The sequence below is a fragment of the Janthinobacterium sp. JF4 genome (assembly GCF_059617925.1).
This window is the reverse complement of the sequence record NZ_JCAQAV010000001.1, coordinates 299,066-318,090: the sequence shown is the minus strand read 5'-3', so window position 1 is coordinate 318,090 and position 19,025 is coordinate 299,066. Positions and strand designations below refer to the sequence as shown.

The 19,025-nt window shown below is 66.1% G+C and carries 17 protein-coding genes; 8 read left to right on the top strand and 9 right to left on the bottom strand.

Annotation, left to right across the window (positions count from 1 at the left end):
- Positions 1-49 precede the first annotated feature (49 nt).
- From AC54AF_RS01285 to AC54AF_RS01255, 7 genes are all read left to right on the top strand, one after another.
- Positions 50-706, top strand: coding sequence for an ABC transporter ATP-binding protein (locus tag AC54AF_RS01285; RefSeq protein WP_496634768.1), 657 nt, complete (start codon positions 50-52; stop codon positions 704-706).
- Positions 703-1,890, top strand: coding sequence for an FtsX-like permease family protein (locus AC54AF_RS01280; RefSeq protein WP_496634766.1), 1,188 nt, complete (start codon positions 703-705; stop codon positions 1,888-1,890). The genes AC54AF_RS01285 and AC54AF_RS01280 overlap by 4 nt, the downstream gene beginning before the upstream one ends.
- Before the next feature lie 11 nt (positions 1,891-1,901).
- Positions 1,902-2,369: a DUF3299 domain-containing protein gene (locus tag AC54AF_RS01275; RefSeq protein WP_496634764.1), complete on the top strand. Its 468-nt coding sequence runs from the start codon at positions 1,902-1,904 to the stop codon at positions 2,367-2,369.
- A complete protein-coding gene (locus AC54AF_RS01270; protein ID WP_496634762.1) occupies positions 2,366-2,821 on the top strand; it encodes a TlpA family protein disulfide reductase in 456 nt (151 codons plus the stop codon). Before AC54AF_RS01275 ends, AC54AF_RS01270 begins: the two co-directional genes overlap by 4 nt.
- A gap of 83 nt (positions 2,822-2,904) precedes the next feature.
- Complete coding sequence (locus AC54AF_RS01265) at positions 2,905-5,007, top strand: bifunctional 2',3'-cyclic-nucleotide 2'-phosphodiesterase/3'-nucleotidase (RefSeq protein WP_496634760.1); 2,103 nt, start codon at positions 2,905-2,907, stop codon at positions 5,005-5,007.
- Between the two features lie 56 nt (positions 5,008-5,063).
- Entirely contained in the window at positions 5,064-5,756 is a 693-nt protein-coding gene (locus AC54AF_RS01260) for a tetratricopeptide repeat protein (protein ID WP_496634758.1), read from the top strand.
- Between the two features lie 283 nt (positions 5,757-6,039).
- Positions 6,040-7,476: a catalase gene (locus tag AC54AF_RS01255; protein ID WP_496634756.1), complete on the top strand. Its 1,437-nt coding sequence runs from the start codon at positions 6,040-6,042 to the stop codon at positions 7,474-7,476.
- A gap of 39 nt (positions 7,477-7,515) precedes the next feature.
- Here AC54AF_RS01255 and AC54AF_RS01250 read toward each other — a convergent pair whose 3' ends face one another.
- Positions 7,516-7,848 carry a PDZ domain-containing protein gene (locus AC54AF_RS01250; protein WP_496634754.1) on the bottom strand — a complete coding sequence of 111 codons (333 nt, stop codon included), beginning with the start codon at positions 7,846-7,848 and terminating at the stop codon, positions 7,516-7,518.
- A 170-nt stretch (positions 7,849-8,018) separates the two neighbouring features.
- Positions 8,019-9,197 (bottom strand): chymotrypsin family serine protease, encoded by a 1,179-nt coding sequence (locus tag AC54AF_RS01245; RefSeq protein ID WP_496634752.1) that lies wholly within the window; start codon positions 9,195-9,197, stop codon positions 8,019-8,021.
- Between the two features lie 259 nt (positions 9,198-9,456).
- On the opposite strand from AC54AF_RS01245, the gene AC54AF_RS01240 reads away from it, so the two are divergent.
- Positions 9,457-10,764, top strand: a complete 1,308-nt coding sequence (locus AC54AF_RS01240) for a hypothetical protein (RefSeq protein WP_496634750.1) — start codon at positions 9,457-9,459, stop codon at positions 10,762-10,764.
- Here the strand turns inward: AC54AF_RS01240 and AC54AF_RS01235 are convergent.
- The 7 genes from AC54AF_RS01235 to AC54AF_RS01205 all read right to left on the bottom strand — a co-directional run bounded on the left by AC54AF_RS01235 (position 10,751) and on the right by AC54AF_RS01205 (position 18,998).
- Positions 10,751-11,488: a hypothetical protein gene (locus AC54AF_RS01235; RefSeq protein ID WP_496634748.1), complete on the bottom strand. Its 738-nt coding sequence runs from the start codon at positions 11,486-11,488 to the stop codon at positions 10,751-10,753. The genes AC54AF_RS01240 and AC54AF_RS01235 overlap by 14 nt on opposite strands.
- The gene (locus AC54AF_RS01230) at positions 11,481-11,951 is read right to left on the bottom strand and encodes a DUF6678 family protein (RefSeq protein WP_496634746.1); all 471 of its coding nucleotides are present in this window, start codon (positions 11,949-11,951) and stop codon (positions 11,481-11,483) included. Before AC54AF_RS01230 ends, AC54AF_RS01235 begins: the two co-directional genes overlap by 8 nt.
- On the bottom strand, positions 11,948-12,661 hold the full coding sequence (locus tag AC54AF_RS01225; RefSeq protein WP_496634744.1) for a DUF6058 family natural product biosynthesis protein: 714 nt from the start codon (positions 12,659-12,661) through the stop codon (positions 11,948-11,950). Before AC54AF_RS01225 ends, AC54AF_RS01230 begins: the two co-directional genes overlap by 4 nt.
- A gap of 40 nt (positions 12,662-12,701) precedes the next feature.
- Positions 12,702-13,931 (bottom strand): formate-dependent phosphoribosylglycinamide formyltransferase, encoded by a 1,230-nt coding sequence (gene purT, locus AC54AF_RS01220; protein WP_496634742.1) that lies wholly within the window; start codon positions 13,929-13,931, stop codon positions 12,702-12,704.
- 204 nt (positions 13,932-14,135) lie between these two features.
- Positions 14,136-15,497, bottom strand: coding sequence for a TolC family protein (locus AC54AF_RS01215; protein WP_496634740.1), 1,362 nt, complete (start codon positions 15,495-15,497; stop codon positions 14,136-14,138).
- On the bottom strand, positions 15,487-16,830 hold the full coding sequence (locus AC54AF_RS01210) for an HlyD family type I secretion periplasmic adaptor subunit (protein ID WP_496634738.1): 1,344 nt from the start codon (positions 16,828-16,830) through the stop codon (positions 15,487-15,489). Before AC54AF_RS01210 ends, AC54AF_RS01215 begins: the two co-directional genes overlap by 11 nt.
- Positions 16,827-18,998 (bottom strand): type I secretion system permease/ATPase, encoded by a 2,172-nt coding sequence (locus AC54AF_RS01205; protein WP_496634736.1) that lies wholly within the window; start codon positions 18,996-18,998, stop codon positions 16,827-16,829. Before AC54AF_RS01205 ends, AC54AF_RS01210 begins: the two co-directional genes overlap by 4 nt.
- Positions 18,999-19,025 lie beyond the last annotated feature (27 nt).

Here is a 19,025-nt window from a genome sequence, read left to right as displayed (position 1 = left end):
GTTGCATTTGTGCGGCGATTTTTACCGAACGGCCACCCGAAAGAATTCCATGCTCCACCTTGCCTCATTGACCTATGGCTATGACCCCGCCACCCCCGTGCTCGATATCGGCGCCTTCCACTTGCCCGCCGGGCGCCACGCGCTGCTGCTGGGGCCGTCCGGCTCCGGCAAATCCACCCTGCTGCATTTGCTGGCCGGCATCCTGGCGCCCCAGGCGGGCCGCCTCGACGTGGCGGGCACGTCCCTGCCCAGCCTCACGCCACGCCAGCGCGACAATTGGCGCGGCCGCACCATCGGCTTGCTGCCCCAGCAACTGGCGCTGGTGCCCAGCTTGAACGTGCGCGATAATGTCTTGCTGCCCGCCTATGCCAGCGGCCAGCGGCCCGATCCGGCCCGCGCGGCCAGCCTGCTGGGCCAGTTGGGCCTGGCCAACAAGCTCGATGCCTACCCGCATGCCCTGAGCGGCGGCGAACGGCAACGGGCCGCCATCGCGCGCGCCGTCGTCATGCGCCCGCAACTGATCCTGGCCGACGAACCGACGGACAACCTCGACGACGCCGCCTGCGCCGCCGTCGTCACCCTGATGGCCAGCCAGGCCGCGCAAGTTGGCGCCTCGCTGGTGATCGCCAGCCACGACGCCAGGGTGCTGGCCGCCTTGCCTCATGCTCTCGTGCTGCGCTTGCCGCGCGCCGGGGGGGCGGCATGAACGCGGCCACCCTGGCCTGGCGCGCCCTTCGCCACAAGCCGCTGGCGTCCAGCCTGAATCTGCTGCTGGTGGCCATCGGCATCGGCATGATGACCTTCATCCTTGCCGTATCCAGCCAGCTGGAAGAGCACGCCGAGCGCGATGCGCAAGGCATCGACCTGGTGGTGGGCGCGAAAGGCTCGCCCTTGCAACTGATCCTGTCGTCCGTGTATCACGCCGATATCCCGACCGGCAACATTCCCGATAGCGCGCTGGCGGCGCTGGCCGCGCAACCGCTGGTGCAATCCGCGATCCCGCTTGCGCTGGGTGACAATTTTCACGGTTTCCGCATCGTCGGCAGCACCACGGCGCTGCTGGAGCACTATGGCGCGCGCCTGGCGCAAGGCACACTGTTCACACAGCCCATGCAAGCCGTGTTCGGCGCCCGGGCCGCGCACGAGACGGGAGCCACCCTGGGCGCCACCTTTGCCGGTTCGCACGGGCTGGCGGCCGGCGGAGAAGTGCACGCGCATGCGCCCTACAAGGTAGTGGGCATCCTGGCGCCCACGGGCACGGTGCTCGACCGGCTGATCCTCACGCCCGTCGCTTCCGTGTGGCAAGTGCATGCAACGGATCCCGATGAACATCCCGCTGGCGCGCCCGAGCGCGAACTGACAGCCGTGCTGGTGCACTACGCCTCTCCGCTGGCCGCCGTCAGCCTGCCGCGCTGGGTAAATGGCCAGCCGCGCCTGCAGGCGGCGCAGCCCGCTTTCGAGGCGGCACGCCTGTTCAATTTGCTGGGCGTGGGCATCGATGTGCTGCGGGCGATCGCCGCCGGCGTGCTGCTGGTGGCGGCCCTGTCGCTGTTCGTGGCCCTGTACGGCGCGCTGGAAGAGCGCAAGTGGGACCTGGCCATCCTGCGCACCCTGGGCGCCTCGCCCGCCACACTGCTGCGGCTGCTGCTGGCGCAAGGCTTGCTGCTGTCATTGACGGGCGCGGCGCTGGGCTGGCTGTTGGGCCATGCGGCAGTCGGCTTGCTGGGCTGGCAGGAAGCGATGCAGGACCTGCACCTGCAAGCGTGGCGCATCACGCCCGGCGAAGCGTGGCTGCCCTTGATTGCCGTGGCCGTCGGCCTGCTGGCCGCCGCCCTGCCCGCCCTGCGCGCCTACCGCACCGATATCGCCGCCACCCTGGCGCGTCCCTGAAAGGAAAGAACATGCTGAAAATCCTTGTTTTGGGTGCCTGCCTGCTGCTGGCCTCCAGCGCCGCAGCGGCACCCGCCGACGAACCACCGTCGTTCTTCGCGCCCTTGACGGACTTGCCCGGCGTGGTCTCGTGGAAACTGCTGGGCCAGGCCACCACGGTGAAGGCGAAAAAGGGCCGCATGGTGCCGAAGTACACGCCGGCAATCAGCGCACTCGACAACACGGAAGTGAAAGTGCAGGGTTTCATGATGCCTTTGGAACCTGGACAGAAGCAGAAACACTTCCTGCTGACCGTCACCTCGGCCAGCTGTCCCTTTTGCCTGCCGGCCGGCCCGGAAGGCGTGGTGGAAATCAAGAGCCGCACCCCTGTGAAATTCAGCTACGCGCCCTTCATCATGCAAGGCAAACTGAAGGTGCTGGCCAGCGACCCCATGGGCTTGTATTACCGCATGACGGACGCGGCCGTGGTGCCGCCATGACACGCTGGCCGGCACTATTGCTTTTGCTGGCTGGCCATGCGAGCGCCGCGCCGCCGTCATTCGACTTGCCCCGCCTCGATGGCGATGGCCGGTTGAAGCTCAGCCATTTCCAGGGGCAGGCCGTGGTGCTGAACTTCTGGGCCAGCGACTGCCTGCCGTGCATCCAGGAGTTGCCGATTTTCAATGCCCACGCCGCCCGCCAGCCCGGCTTGCTCCACATCGGCATCGCCATCGACACGCGGGAGGCCGCACAAGCGTTCCTGCGGCAGCACCCGGCCAGCTATCCCCAGGGCTTGGCGTCGCCTGCCTTGCTGTCTACCTTTGGCAATCAAATCAAGGGCTTGCCGTACACAGTGATACTCACTTCTGAACATCGCTTCTGCACCCGCCGCCTGGGTCCCAGCGATGCGGCCTGGCTAGCCAAGGCCGGGGCAGCCTGCGCGCGCCCCTGATTCCATGCGCCTTGCACGGCTGTCATCGCCGCGTCATATGGCGGCGTTACAGTCGCGTCCTTTGAATCTTTCCGAGGGCGGTAATGAAAACAAATTGGGTCATGCTGGCGGCGCTGGCAAGTGCAGGTCTCGTCGGTTGTAACGGCAGTTCGAATACCCCGGCGGCGCCGGCCATTCCCGAAGGCACGACGGTCACGGTGGCCTTGCTGGAAACCACGGACATTCACTCGAACGTCCTCAGCTATAACTATTACGCGCTGGCCGAAGACACGAGCCTGGGCCTGGAGCGCACGTCGACGCTGATCCAGGCGGCGCGCGCGGAAAATCCGAACAATGTGCTGCTCGACGATGGCGACGTCATCCAGGGTACTTTGCTGGCCGACCTGCAGGCCGTGGCCGCGCCCGTGCCCTGCTCCGGCACGCTGGCCGTGCACAAGGCCATGAACGCGCTGAAATACGACGCGGGCGGCATGGGCAACCACGAATTCAACTATGGCTTGCCCTACCTGAGCCAGATCACCAACACGGATTTCGGCATTCCCGGCGTGGCCAAGCCGACGGGCACCTGCGGCGCGCCCGCCTTCCCTTCCGTGCTGAGCAATGTCGTCGGCGTGGCCAGCGGCAAGCCCATCTTCCAGCCCTACACCCTGCTGCCCCGCGATTTCACCGCCACGGCGCCCGATGGCAGCAAGCTGACGGTAAAAATCAATGTGGGCGTGCTGAGCTTTGTGCCGCCGCAAATCCTCGAATGGGATCAGAAAGTGCTCGCTGGCAAGGTCAGCGTGACGGGTGTGCAGGAAGCGGCGAAACAGTACGTGCCCGAATTGCGCAGCAAGGGCGCCGACCTGGTCGTAGCCCTGTCGCACGGCGGCCTGGACACGAGCGCCTACAGCCCGAAGATGGAAAACGGCAGCTACCACCTGACCAGCACGGGCATCGACGCGTTGATGATCGGCCACTCGCACTTGATCTTCCCGAAGGGCAAGGAAAACGGCGCGGCCGCGCTGGACGCCTCGTTTGCCGCCTTCCCGGCCAGCGCGAAGATCGACGCCGAAAAGGGTTTCGTCAACGGCGTGCCCACCGTCATGGCGCAAAGCTGGGGCCGCCGTCTGGGCATCATCCAGCTGACGCTGGCGTACCAGGGCGGTAAATGGGTGGTGCAGCCGGCCAAGACGACGGTGGAATCGCGCGGCTTCAAATACACGGATGGCAAGACCCTCGTGAAAGCCGACCCGGCCATCGCGCCGCTGGTGGCCACCGAGCACGCCGCCACCATCGCCTACGCCAAACAGCCGCTGGGCATCAGCACGGATTTCGCGATGTCCGCCTATTTTGCACTGGTGGGCGACGTGAGCGCCATCCAGCTGGTGAATCAGGCGCAGCTCGATTACGTGAAGAACTTCATCGCCACCAGCACGGATGCCACCCTGTCCAGCTACAAGAATATCCCCGTCATTTCCTGCAGCGCGCCATTCAAGGCGGGCCGCAACGGGCCGTCGGACTTCACGGACGTGGCATCCGGCGCCACGCCGGCCGCGCCAATCGGCTTGCAAGTGCGCAATCCGGGCGACTTGTATTTGTATAGCAATAACAACCTGCAAGCCGTCAAAATCAAGGGCGCGGACTTGAAGGCGTGGCTGGAAACGTCGGCCAAGCAATTCAACCAGATCGACCCGGCCAGTACGGCCGAGCAGGATCTGGTGCCCTCGTATGGCACGATCTATAACTATGACGTGTTCTACGCGGAAAACAATGCGCTCACGTACCAGATCGACGTGACGAAAAAACCGGGCAGCCGCATCGTCAACCTCACGTACAAGGGCGCACCTGTCGCCGATGGCGATGACTTCATCGTCGCCACCAACGACTACCGCGCCGGTGGCGGCGGCGCCGTGCCTGGCATCGATGGCAGCAAGACCATCATCAAGTCGCCCGATGCGAACCAGGCCGTGGTCAGCAATTATCTGGCGTCGCTCAGCACCAAGGGCGGCAAGGTGACGCTGGCGGCCAATGGTAGCGCGCGCAGCTGGAGCTTCGTCAAGACGGCCACGGCCGGCCCCGTGATCCTGCGCTCGGCGCCTGGCCACCTGGCGCTGGCGCAAGGCAGCGGCATCGCCAATGTGGCGGCCGAAGGGGGCCTCGACGCCAGCGGTTTCGCCAAGTACCGCATCGACCTGAGCAAATAAGGTCCATGGGCCGGGACTGTTGCAGTTCCGGCCTGTTTTGATGAAAGCTGATCCAGATGAAACACGCACTCTCCCTCCCTGCCGTCGTGCTGGCCGCCGTCCTGGCCGCCTGCCAGGCGTCGCCGCCGCCCACGGCGGCGGAAATCGAAGCCGTCGCCATGCATGCGCGCCAGGCGGGCGACCACCAGGCCGAACGCCGTGTGCGCAGCTGGGCCGGCAAGAACATGCCTGTCGCCGAACGCGAACTGGCGCTGATTTACCAACCCCGTCCCGAACGCCGCGCCGATGCGATCGCCCTGTTCGAACAGGCGGCGCGCGCGGGCGACACGGAAGCGGCCTTCGAACTGGGCCAGATGCTGCGCGCGGCCACGCCGGCGCAGGCCTGGCTGTGGTACCGCCAGGCGGCGCAGCAAGGCCATGCGAAGGCGGCCTTGATGCTGGGCTTGCTGGCGGCGAATGGCGAAGGCGTGCCGAAAGACCCCGCGATCGCCGCGCGCTGGCTGGCCAAGTCGGGCGAACTGGGTAATCCACACGCCATGTTCCTGTTGTACAACGCCTACCGCGAAGGCCGCGGCGTGCCGCGCGACCTGGCCAAAGGCCGCGAATTGCTGGAAGAAGCGGCCCACCACGAATACCCGCCCGCCATCCAGGAACTGGCCATGGCGGTGCAGGCAGACGACGCGCTACGCGCCGGTCACCTGATGAAGGAAGCGACGGAACATCGGCATAACAATTGGAACCGTTTCTAAGGACTGGACAAAAGGCCAGTGGCGTGAGCGAGGCCTGCCTTTATATACTGGCAACTTGCAAGCGTGCGGGAGCGGCGGCCGTCCAGCGCTTATGATGCAAGGATGCCGCCGGTGCTTGCATGGGCGGCGTGGCAAGCCGTTCCGTACAAAAAGGTTTACACTGAAGTAGCATTTTAGAAATTTTACTCTGGACCAGCCCCGGTGAGTGTGCATTCAACCCAGCCAGTGTTTGAGTAGCGCCGGTGCGTCCATTGCTCTGCCTAGCCATGAAAGAACGAGTCCAATGAAAAAGCTGACCACCGCCTTTGGCGCGCCTGTCGTCGACAACCAGAACATCCAGACGGCCGGTCCGCGCGGCCCGGCCCTGCTGCAAGATGTGTGGTTCCTGGAAAAGCTGGCCCACTTCGACCGCGAAGTCATTCCCGAGCGCCGCATGCATGCCAAGGGTTCCGGCGCGCACGGCACGTTTACCGTCACGCACGACATCACGCGCTACACGCGGGCGAAAATCTTTGGCGCGGTGGGCAAGCAAACGCCGATGTTTGCGCGCTTTTCCACGGTGGCCGGCGAACGGGGCGCGGCGGATGCGGAACGCGATATCCGCGGCTTCGCCCTGAAGTTCTACACGGAAGAAGGCAATTGGGACCTGGTCGGCAACAACACGCCCGTGTTTTTCATGCGCGACCCCTTGAAATTCCCCGATTTGAATCACGCCATCAAGCGCGACCCGCGCACAGGATTGCGCAGCGCCAACAGCAACTGGGACTTCTGGACCTCGCTGCCCGAGGCGCTGCACCAGGTGACGGTAGTGATGAGCGACCGGGGCTTGCCGCGCAGTTTCCGCCACATGCACGGCTTCGGCAGCCATACCTTCAGCTTCCTGAATGCGCAAAACGAGCGTTTCTGGGTCAAGTTCACCTTTAAAACCCAGCAAGGGATTCAAAACCTGACGGACGCCGAAGCCGAAGCGCTGGTGGGCAAGGACCGCGAAAGCTCGCACCGCGACCTGTATGAAAGCATCGAAAACAAGGATTTCCCCCGCTGGACCCTGTACGTGCAGATCATGCCGGAAAAAGAGGCAGGCACGTACCACCTCAACCCGTTTGACCTGTCGAAAGTGTGGCCGCACGGCGACTATCCGCTGATCGAAGTGGGGGTGCTGGAACTGAACCGCAATGCCGACAACCACTTTGCCGAAGTGGAGCAAGCGGCCTTCAATCCGGCCAACGTGGTGCCCGGCATCAGCTTTTCACCGGACAAGATGCTGCAAGGCCGGCTGTTCTCATATGGCGACGCGCAGCGCTACCGCCTCGGCGTCAACCACAGCCATATTCCTGTCAACGCGCCGAAATGCCCGTTCCACAGCTACCACCGCGACGGCCAGATGCGGGTCGACGGCAACCAGGGCGGCACCCTGGGCTATGAACCGAACAGCGAGCAGGAATGGGCCGAGCAGCCCGATTTCCGCGAACCGCCGCTCAGCATCGAGGGCGCGGCCGACCACTGGAACCACCGCGTCGACGAGGATTACTACTCGCAGCCGCGCGCCCTGTTCCACCTGATGACGCCGGCACAGCAGCAAGCCTTGTTCGACAACACGGCGCGCGCCATCTCGGGCGCCTCGGAACAAGTCAAGCAACGCCACATCGGCAACTGCACCCTGTGCGATCCCGCGTATGGCGCGGGCGTGGCCGAAGCGATCGGCCGCCTGAGCAAATAAGGCTGGCCGATGCACAGGCAGGCCTGTCCGCAGGCCTGCCTAGCCGCGCTGGATATCGATCTGGCCCGTGATGCTCGTTTCCACCGGATAGCCTTCGACCTGCAACGGCACGCGCCGCTTGACGGACGAGTCGCGCAGATACACGACCAGCGCTTCCTTGCCCACGGCCGTCTGCCCCAGGCTGACGCCTTCCACGCCATCGATGGCCATCAGCGCCCGCTCGTTGCGCCGCTTTGCCGCTTCCAGGCGGCCCTGCGGTGCGACATGGGCGTACTGCGGCATGCCCTGTCCAGCGTTCTCATCCGGCAAATACGGCATGGCGGCGTCCTCGAAGACGGTATATGGCGATTGTGCAAATTTACTGTTTGACATGACACACCCTCCTGATGCATTCCATGATACACCCGGCCATCCGGCATTGCACCACGCTTCGCCGGCAAACACCCTGCGTGGCGGCGCCCCTTGACCAAGATCATCATCGTGCAAAAAGCAGCGTTATGCAAGGCGGCGCAACGCCGCCGCGTCATGCCCGTATTGCGTGCTCAGGTGTACAAATTGATGTCGAGCGCCACCACCACCCGCCGCATCTGGTTGGCAAAGGTGATATTGCCGCCGCCGGCAAACAGCAGGCCGACGGGATTGCGCTGCTGGTTCCAGGTCCAGATGGACGAGCCGGAATCGCCGCCCGCGCTGAACGCCCCGCTGACACCCGTGATGGCGATCTGGTCCTGGAACAGCGCGATCCTGCCGCCGCCGTAATTGACGTTGATGGTGGCGCCCAGGCCCGTGATGCGGCCCTGGGTCAATTGCGTCGTGCGTCCGGACTTGCCGACCATCATGCCCAGCGCGGGCGCCACCAGCGCATTGCTGATGCGGAAGTACGCCGGTACGCCGCCGCTCAGGTAAACCAGTTCGCGGCGCACGCGGTCTGGCCAGGCCCAGCCGGTGGCGCAATCGACAAAGTTGACGCCGCCGCTGAAATTGATGGGCACGAAGCGCTCGAGCACGGCCACCTGGTCTTGCGGACAACGTCCCCCGTCGATGGGGCCGGGCTGCACGATGCAGTCGTTGAACACGCCGCCGTTGGAATTGGCCAGCACGTGATTGTTGCTAAGAATCATCAAACGGCTGTTGCGCGGCGCGCTGCGCCCCACGGCAAGGCAGCCGATGGTGCCGGCCGTGATGCGGAAATGCCCGACCGACACGCCGCCCGGTGCCGGGCGAATACGGAAGCGGTGCGGTTGCGCATCGATCACGCCCGTGACGACGATGTTGACGGGCACCCTGTCGCTGGACACGGCGCGCACGCCCATGGCCCCCACGATGGCAGCCTTGGCGCGGTCGACGGAGGTGGGCTCGGCCACGTACAGGGTCAGGGCCGGCAAGCCCGGTTCGCCGGAGGAGCTGTCGCTGGCGCCCTCGCCCAGGCCAATGGACACGCCCTGGATATTGCCGCCGTCGCTGAAGGCATCGGCCGCGCGCACGCCGCCCGCTTGGGAGATGCTGTGGCGCATGCCGTCTTCGATGCTGCGCTTGATTTCCAGCAATTCCATGCTGACGCCGCTCAGGGCGTCGGGCACGTCCGAGACGGACGCGCTCTCGATCGTATTGTCGTCTTCTCCGGGGGCGGAGAATTGGCCGACGGCCTCTTCATCGTCCGCGCTTTGGCCCCTGCCGCTGCTGCCAGGCGGGGCGCTGAAACCATTCTCATTGTCCATCATGATGTTCTCCTCGTGGGTCGCCGCAAAGCACCAGTGTGGACGGGCCGCGCCGGCCGGTATTGATCTGGATTGAACCGCGTCGACGCGTGGCTGCCCCACTCCAGCGGGGGCAGCGAGGATAAAAATAGTTCCCTCGTCAAGGTTGAGCGAGATCAGGCGTGCGGCCAGAGGCAGCGTCGTATACTTGGCTGACAGGCTGGAACCGGGCCTGGTTCACGGCAGCAACGGTATGGATGGGGAAACAATGACGAGCCCTGGTATGACACGCCACGACGACGCGCCTGCGGATCAACATGCCGGTTTTATGCATGGCATGGCGGCCTGGGCGGAAAAACACCGCGTCAGTCCCTGGCGCGGCAGTTTTGCCGACTTCATCGAGCAGATCCTGCCGGGCCGCGCGCCCCTGCTGACGCGCAGCGCGCACCAGTACCTGTGGGACATGATGCGCTGGAATGGCCAGACCGATGACAACGGGCGCTTCCGCTGCCGCCTGTTCGACGACGAGCTGTTCGGCATCGACGAGGCGATCGACCGCGTGGCCGCCTATTTCAAGGCGGCCGCCGCCGGTTCCGAGGTGGGCCGGCGCATGTTGCTGTTGCTGGGTCCGCCGTCGGGCGGCAAGTCGACCATGGTAATCCTGCTCAAGCGGGGACTGGAAGAATACAGCCACAGCAGCGAAGGGGCGCTGTACGGCATCGCCGGTTGTCCCGTGCACGAATCGCCGCTGCACCTGGTGCCGCACAGCATGCGCGCCGACTTTCGCGCCAGCTATGATGCCGAGCTGCAGGGCGAACTGTGTCCCCATTGCCGCGCCCGCCTGGAGGAACAGTACGCGGGCGACTTCCTGCGCATGCCCGTCGAGCGCATCCACCTGTCCGAAGCGGGCCGCTGCGGCATCGGCACGTATGCGCCGCACGATCCCACCACGGCCGACCTGGCCGACCTCGTCGGTTCCGTCGACCTGTCGAAAGTGGCACAGTACGGCGACGAAGGCGACCCGCGCGCCTGGTCGTGGTCCGGCGCCGTGTATGCGGCCAGCCGCGGCATGCTGGAAATGATCGAAATCCTCAAGGTCAAGCGGGAATTTCTCTACACGCTCGAACACTTCCCGAATCACCACCGGGCGCTGGCGTCGATGGCCAAGCTGGGCTTGCGCCTGAAAAACGCCCAGCCGCATGGCGCCCGCTACACGGTCAGCTGCTACTTCGAACGGGCAATCGCCTTCGCGCCGCACGATGTGACGGCGCGCATGGTGTATGGCAATTACCTGCTGGCCACGGGCCAGGACGCGATGGCGCTGGAGCAGCTGGACGCTGCCAGCCGCCTGGCGCCCGAGCAGGCCACCATCCAGTACAACCTGGGCCTGATGTATGTGAAAAAGAAGGAATACGAAAAAGCCAGCGCGCATGCGCAAAAAGCCTATGCGCTGGGTTTTCCTTTGCCCGGGCTGAAGAACAAGCTGAAGGCGGCGGGCAAGTGGAAAGAACCGCCGCCGGCCGTCATGCAAGCAAAGGAAGTACCGCAAGAACCGGCCGTGCCGCCGGCCGAAGCGCCTAGCGGGGAATGACGGCCGGCCGTTTGGCCAGGCTCAGATGCCCGGTCGGCGAGGCCGCCAGCGCTGCGGCCAGGTCGCGCCGCGATTGCGCCTTGTCTTCGGCCGTGCCGATAAACTCCAGCTCCGCCGGCTGCAGCACGGTAAGCGTGAGCAGCATCACTTCGCCATACGGCGTGGCCATGGATGGTGGAATGCTGCTTGCGCCCTGGGCCAGCAGCACGCCCACCTGTTCGTTTGCGTCTTCCAGTCCCTTGGGCGCACCCCGCAAGTCCAGCGCCATCGACACGCTGCCGTGGCGCTGCACCAGCAAATCGATGGAGCCGTGGTCGGCCACGTTCTGGCTGACCTGATAGATCACGTCGAAGAGCCAGGAATGCGCCACTTCCTGGCCGTCGAAGGCGGACAGCGGCGCCTCGATACACACTTCCAGCAGGTGGCCGCGCGGGACGAACACGTCGTCGTCGTCCTCGAACGGATCGCTCAAGCCATCGCTGGCAAGAATGATCGACTCGGCGCGGCGGATCACGCGCCAGGCCTGGCGCAACGAGGGCCAGCGCGGGCCGCCCATGAATGCCGGGTTGAGCAGCGGCGCCAGCACGTCGGCGTCCATTGCCCCCAGGGTGGCATAAAACGCGTCGCGCGCGGCGCAGGCCGCAGCCAGCATTTGCGCGCCCGCTTCCTTGCCGACGACGGCGTCGTCCGGTTGCGCTACTTGGGGAATGTCGTTATCAGGCATGAGATTGGTCTTTGCATTCGTCGGCGGGTGGAAAATCGTGGTACGAGCGTGGCAAATAGCCCCAGATGCGCGCCACCCGGCCGCGCACCTCGAAATCGAAGCCGATGCGCGCCAGCTCGGGCACGATCCACACGCCATGGTCGATGATGGTCTTCGGCAGCAGCATGCCCACGTGTTCTTCCGAATACAGGCTGATGTCGAACCATTCCACGCCCAGGAAGGGGAACGGCGGGTGGTAATCCCACTCCGTGTCCCAGCCCGAGACGTAGCCGGACACGGAGCCGTAACGGTACGACGGCGCCCAGTCGGGCTGCCCGCGCATGAAGGCCAGCAGCTCGTTCCACTTGCAGTCGTTGGCGGCGCCGGCCAGGTTGCGCCGCGCGATATGGCCGCGCAGCTTGCGCTTGATGTCGTCGCCGCCGGCGTCGGCCTGCGGCAGGCTGTGCGTCGCTGATGCCGTCATGCAGGCATCCCGTCTTCGTCGCTCACGCGGAGGTTCGCCCGCAGATCCTCGACCAGGCGCTTGCGGCTGCTCAAGGCGTATTCGATGGGCGAAAAAGGCATGGCGGCCGCCGCATAGGCATCGATCAGCGCATGCATTTCCTGCGCCTGCTGTTGCGGCAACAGCGTCTTGCTGCCGTTATCGCTTTGCTGCGCGAGCTTTTCCTGCAGCACTTCCTTCCAGGCGATGTGCGCCTCGGACATGGGATTGGCCACGCACAGGGAAAACGTGCCGTTCAAAAAATACGTCCAGGCGCTGCCGGTGCGTGCCAACAAACCATCGGCGATCGGCGCACCGCTGTCGTCGAAGCTGTCGCGCAAGCGCCAGGTCGTCAGATTCAGGGTCGCCAGCGCGGCCCCGTAGCGGCACGCAAATTGCGCCTGCAGGCGCGCTGGCGCCGTTTCCGGTCCCTCGGCGAGAGCGTGCCGCGCAACGGCGATCCAGGCCAGCTGGGACGGCGGAAAATAGCGGCCGGCCCGGGCCCCGGGCGCCGCCATGGCGCCAAAGACGAACGAGCACAGATTGCCGCCGCCGTCGACCACGTACGCGGGCGCGGGAACCAGGCGGGCCTGGATCAATGCATCGATTTCTTGCATGGACATGGCGGCGGCTGCGGCCAGCTGCGTCTCGTCCAGATAGTGCTGCGAAAGATAATGATCGAGTTCTGTCATGCTGCTTCCATGTTGATGGCGGTGGTACCCGCAAACAGGCTTACTTCGCCACCGGCTTGACTTTCGAGGCGGCCAGCACGGCGCGCGCGCGGGCCGTGTCGATATCGTCGGCCGCGGCCAGCGCCACGCCCATGCGGCGGCGGGCGAACGATTCCGGCTTGCCGAACAGGCGCAGGTCCGCGCCCGGCACGCTCAAGGCATCGGCCACGCCTTCGAAGGCGATGCCTTTCGCTTCCAGCTGGCCATAGATGACGGCCGAGGCGCCGGGCGAACGCAGCGCCACGTTGACGGGCAGCCCGAGGATGGCTTTCGCGTGCAGCTCGAATTCGCTCTGCACCTGGCTGGCCATGGTGACCATGCCCGTGTCGTGCGGACGGGGGCTCACTTCCGAGAACCACACCATGTCGTCCTTGACGAACAGCTCCACGCCGAACAGGCCCAGGCCGCCCAGGTTGTCCGTCACCTTGCGGGCCATCTCGCGCGCGCGTTCCAGCGCCAGCGGCGCCATGCGCGCCGGCTGCCACGATTCCACGTAGTCGCCATGCACCTGCAAGTGGCCGATCGGCTCGCAGAACTGCGTCTCGATCTGTCCCGACGCGCCGACGGCACGCACCGTCAGCAGGGTGATCTCGTAATCGAAGTCGATGAAGCCTTCGACGATGACCCTGCCCGTATCGACCCGGCTGCCGCTGGCCGCATACGCCCACGCCGCGTCCACATCAGCGGCGCCATCGAGCTTGGACTGGCCCTTGCCCGACGACGACATCACAGGTTTCACCACGCACGGGAAGCCGATCTCCTGGCAGGCAAGCTGCAACTCCTGCAGGCTGCTGGCGAAGCGGTACGGCGACGTCGCCACGCCAAGCGTTTCGGCCGCCAGGGTGCGGATGCCTTCGCGGTTCATCGTCAGCACGGCCGCGCGCGCGTTCGGAATACACGTGATTTGCCCGGCCGCTTCCAGCGCCGCCAGGGTGTCGGTGGCGATGGCTTCGATTTCCGGCACGATCAGATCCGGCTTTTCCAGCGCTATCAGGGCGGCCAGGGCCACGCCGTCGCTCATGTCGATCACGTGCGAGCGGTGCGCCACCGGGTGGCCGGGCGCATTCGGATAGCGGTCGACGGCGATCACTTCCACGCCCAGGCGCTGCAGCGAAATGATCACTTCCTTGCCCAGTTCTCCCGAGCCCAGCAGCATGACTTTGATGGCGGTGGAAGACAGGGGCGTGCCGAAGGTGCGGGGCGCGATGGTGCTGCTGGTGCTTGAGGTCATGGCAGGGTCTGTAGGCAGATGGAAAGATGGCTGGGACTATAGCAAATGCCGGCCCTCTTGGACAGGGCGCGCCGCTGGCGTGTTAGCCCAAAGTAGCACGGGGTAATCTTTGTACGCTGTGCATGATGTCTCCCTTGGCCGGTGTGTGGATACGCTGCTCCAATATAGTCACAAGTGCGCCGGCATGGCGCGCGGATGGGCCTGCTACCGTCCCGCAATGGCCTCCCGCTCCAGCACGCCGGCGCTGGCCAGCAGCCGCAGCCGGGCCGAACGCCATTCCGCCTGGCAACGTATGCGCTCCTGCTGCGCCTCGAGCAGCGCCGACTGCGTGTTCAGCATTTCCATGATATCCGCCGCGCCCAGGCCGAACTTGCGCCGCACGCTGGCCAGGGCCTCCTGCGCCGCGTCCAGCCAGGCCTGCGACGCGGCAAGATTGGCCAGCGCCGTGCTCGCCTCCGCATGGGTTTTCACCAGTTGCATCAGGGTCTGCTGCTGCACTTCTTCGGCCTCGGCTTCCCTTTGCGCCGCTTGCGCCAGCGCGCCGCGCACCTTGTAGTGGCGCGCAAAGCCGTCGAACAGGGGGATGTTCAGCGCGATGCCCACCAGGGTTTCGCGCGTGGCAGCGGCGGACAAGCCCTGGTTGGGCCGGCCGTTCTGGTAGAGATTGGCCGTCAGGTCGATGCTGGGACGGCCCTCGGAGCGCGTCACGTCCACCCGTTCGCGCGCGGCCGCCAGCTGTGCCTGCGCGGCCAGGATGGCCGGGTGCCGCTCCCTGGCCCTGGCCAGCCAGGACTGCAAGTCCTCGCGCAGGCCGCTGGCCGCCTCGCCGGCATCGTCGTCCAGGATCACGTCCGCATCGGCCGGCAAGCCCAGGGTATACACCAGCACGGCACGGGCCTTCCGGAATTCGCCATCGGCGCGGCTGGCGCCCAGGGCCGCCTTGGCCAGGGCGCTCGTCGCCTGCAGGGTATCGCTGTGCGCGCCGAGCCCCCGCTGGGCGCGGCGCTGCGTGGCCAGCACCGTTTCGTTGGCCAGCGCCTGGTATTGCTCGCGCATCCGCATGCTCGCCCTTGCCGTCTGCGCCTCGAAATACGCGCTCACCGTCGCCGCCAGGGTCTTTTGCAGCACCGCGTCGCGGTTCGCCAGGGCCGCGTCCAACATGGCTTGCGCCGAACGCTGGCCCGCCGCGCGCCCGCCAAAGTCGAACAGGCGCCAGGACAGATTCAGCGATCCCGTATTGCTGTTCAAGCTGCCGGAGGGCGTGCTGCCCCCCGGATAGGCCGTGCGGTCATGCACCCGGCTCACCGCCGCATTCAGGACCGGCAGAAAGGCGGCCATGGCCTCGCCCAGGCCGGCCGCCTGCAGCCGGATGCCGGCCCAGGCGCCGTGCACCTGCGCGTTGCGGCACAGGGCCAGGTCGACGGCGGCCGGCAAGCTCAATGGCACGCCGGAATCGTAGGTGGATGGGCATGGCCCCGCGTCCAGGGACTGGGCCCGGACTGGCGCGGCGCTCATGCACAGGCACAGGCCAGCGGCGAGCAAGGCGGCGCGGCAGCTAGCGCTCATGCAGCGCCTCCCTCTGGTGCTGCACCAGCGGCGAGAGCACGTATTCGATCACCCTTCTCGATCCCGTGCGGATTTCCGCGCGCACGGCCATGCCGGCCGACAGCGGCACCGATCTGCCGTCGATGACCATGGCCGGCTGGCGCAGCGTGATCCTGACGGCATACACGAGACCCTTCTTCTCGTCCTCGATGGCGTCGCGCGAGACGCTGCTGACGATGGCGGGCACGGTGCCATACTTTGTGTAGTCGAAGGCGTCGACCTTGATGGCCACGACTTGCCCTTCCTGCACGAAGCCGACGTCGCGGTTTTCCAGCACGGCGTCGATTTCCAGCCTGCCCTGGCGCGGCACGATCTGCATCAGCGCCTGCGCGGCCGGCACCACGCCGCCCAGCGTGTGCAGCTTCAGTTGCTGCACCGTGCCGTCGACGGGTGCCGTCAGGCGCAGCAGGCTGCCCCGGGCGCCGGCGCGGCGCGCGTCCTGGCCGCTGGCCGCCGCCACCCTGGCCCCTTCCGTCAATGCGTCGAAGGCGTCCTTGCGCGTCTGCGCCACCAGGGCGGCGCGCTCGCTGCGGGCCGACGCCAGCTGGCCGGCCAGGTCGATGCGCGCCTGCTCCTTGTCCAGCCACGCGTGTTCGGCCACGTCGCGCGTGGCCAGCAGCGCCTGGTAATCGCCGGCGCGCTGCGCGGCCAGCGGCAGCGCCTGGGCATAACGGGCGATTTCGCCGTCGAGATGCGCCAGCCTGGCGCGGAAACTCGCGTACTGGCCGTCAAGGTGGCCCTGCGCTTCCTCGCGCTGGGCGGCGGAGGCGCCATCGGGCGCCAGCAGCTTCGGCATCGCCGCCGTGTCGATGGCGGCGATCAGCGCGCGCGCGCGGGCCATTTGCAGCGCGGCCGCCACGGCGTCGCCGGCGGCCTTGTCACGCTCGGCGTCGGGGCCTCGGCTGTCGAGTTCCACCAGCAGCTGGCCCGCCCGCACGGCTTGCCCCTCGCGCACATGCAAGGCGCGCACGGCCGCCATGTCGACCGAGGCGATGGTTTTGGTGTTGCCGGACGGAATGATCTTGCCGGCCGCATTGACGATGATGTCGACCTGGCCAAAGACAGCCCACAGCACCACGCAGGCGGCCAGCAGCATCAGCACCCTGGCCGTCAGGCGCAACGATGGCGACACGGGCCGCTCCTGCAGCGCCAGCGCGGCCGGCAGGAAGGCCGCCTCGTCTTCGCTGAGCACGGAGCCGCTCAAGGCGGCGCGGTTGCGCCAGCTATGCCGCAGCACCTGCCCATAACGCTGCAACAGCTCGCCATACGCGGCCAGGCGGTGGCCGGCGTTCATGCGGCGCTCCCGTGCGTGCCCTGCTGCAGGCTGAACAGATGGGCGTAGATGCCGTCCGGCTGCGCCAGCAGCGCGTCATGCGTGCCCAGTTCGGCCACCTGCCCCCGCTCCATGACGACGATGCGGTGCGCTTCGCGCACGGCCGACAGGCGGTGCGCAATGATCAGCACGGTGCGCCCCGCGCAGATGCCGCGCATATTGTCCTGGATGATTTTTTCCGATTCGTAGTCGAGCGCGCTCGTCGCCTCGTCGAAAATCAGGATGCGGGGATTGCCGATGAGGGCGCGGGCGATGGCGATGCGCTGGCGCTGGCCGCCGGACAGGCCCGTGCCGTGCTCGCCCACCATGGTGTCGTAGCCTTCTGGCAACTCGCAGATAAAATCGTGGGCGCCCGCCAGCTTCGCCACGGCGATGACGGCATCGATGGGCAGCGCCGGGTCGCTCAGGGCGATGTTGTCGCGCACGGAGCGGTTGAACAGGATGTTTTCCTGCAGCACCACGCCGATCTGGCGCCGCAGCGAGGCCGTGTCGATGGCGGCGATATCCTGCCCGTCGATCAGCACCTTGCCCCGCTCGGGAATATACAGGCGCTGCGCCAGCCGCGTCAGGGTGCTCTTGCCGGAGCCGGAACGCCCGACGATGCCGATCACTTCGCCCGGTGCGATGGCGATCGAGACATTGCGCAGCACCTCGGCCGCATCGGGCCGGTAGCGGAAACCCACTTGCTGGAAGTCGATGGCGCCGGCGATGCGCGGCAGGCGCGCCTTCTGGCTGCCCGCTTCTGTTCTGGCGTTGAGGATGTCGCCCAGCCGGCTCATGGAGATGCCCACTTGCTGGAAATCGTTCCACAGCTGCGCCAGGCGCAGGATGGGCGAAGCCACCTGCCCGGCCAGCATGTTGAAGGCCACCAGTTCGCCCACCGTCATCTTGCCGTCGATGACGAGGGTGGCGCCCCACCACATGATGGCTGCCGTCACCAGTTTGCTCACGAGCGTCACGCCGCCGCTGGCCAGCATGCCGATGTTATTGGCCGACAGCCCGGCCGAGACATAGCCGGCCAGCTGCTTTTCCCACTGCTGCTGCCAGCGCGGTTCGACGGCCATGGCCTTGAGCGTGTCGACGCCGCTGATGGTTTCGACCAGGAAGGACTGGTTTTCCGCGCTGCGGTTGAATTTCTCGTTCAATCTCCCCCGCAGCACGGGCGTGAGCAGCATCGACAGGGCCGCGTAGACGGGAATCGAGGCCAGCACGACCACGCTGAGCGCGGCGCTGTACCACAGCATGGCGGCGATGAAGATGCAGGAAAACAGCAGGTCGAGCACCAGGGTCATGGCGTTGCCGGTCAGAAAGGAGCGGATGTTTTCCAGTTCATGGATGCGCGCCACGGAATCGCCCACGCGGCGCGCCTGGAAATACGCGATCGGCAAGGCCAGCAGGTGGCGGAACAGGCGCGCGCCCAGTTCCACGTCGATCTTGCTGCTGGTGCGCGCGAAAACATAGGTGCGGATGAGGCCAAGCACGGCTTCGAAGACGACGGCGCAGACCAGGCCGATGGCCACCACGTTCAAGGTCTGCATGGCGTGGTTGACCAGCACCTTGTCCATCACCACCTGGAAAAACAGGGGCGTGGCCAGGCCGATCAGTTGCAGCACGAAGGAAATCAGCAGCACTTCGCCCAGCAGCCTGCGGTACTTGACGATGGCGGGAATGAACCAGCTGAAGTCGAATCGGGCCGTCTCGCCAGCAAAGCTGGCCTTGCTGGTGAAAAAGATCAGTTCGCCCGTCCAGGCGGCAAGAAAGGCTTCGCGGCCGAGGATCTGCGGCGGCTGGCCCGGATGCTGGACGAGCACCTTGCGCACGCCGTCCTCATCGGAGTCGACCTTGCCGAGGATAAAGAAACGACCGGCGCTATCGATGGCGATGGCCGGCAGCGGCGCTTGCGCCAGCCGCGCAGGCGCCTGGCGCACCAGCTTGGCCGTCAAGCCCAGCTGTTTCGCGGCCAGCAGGACGATTTGCCGCGTGAACACGGCCTGGCCGAAAGCGTGCTTGAGCTGGGCGCCATCGGCGGCGATGCCGTGCAGGCCGGCCATCAGCAGCAGCGACAGCAAGCCCGTGTCGGGCGCAGGTGCAATGGGCGGCGAATCGTTGCTATGTAAAGTTGCGGTCATCGGATCATGTCAGAAATTCAACGGCGC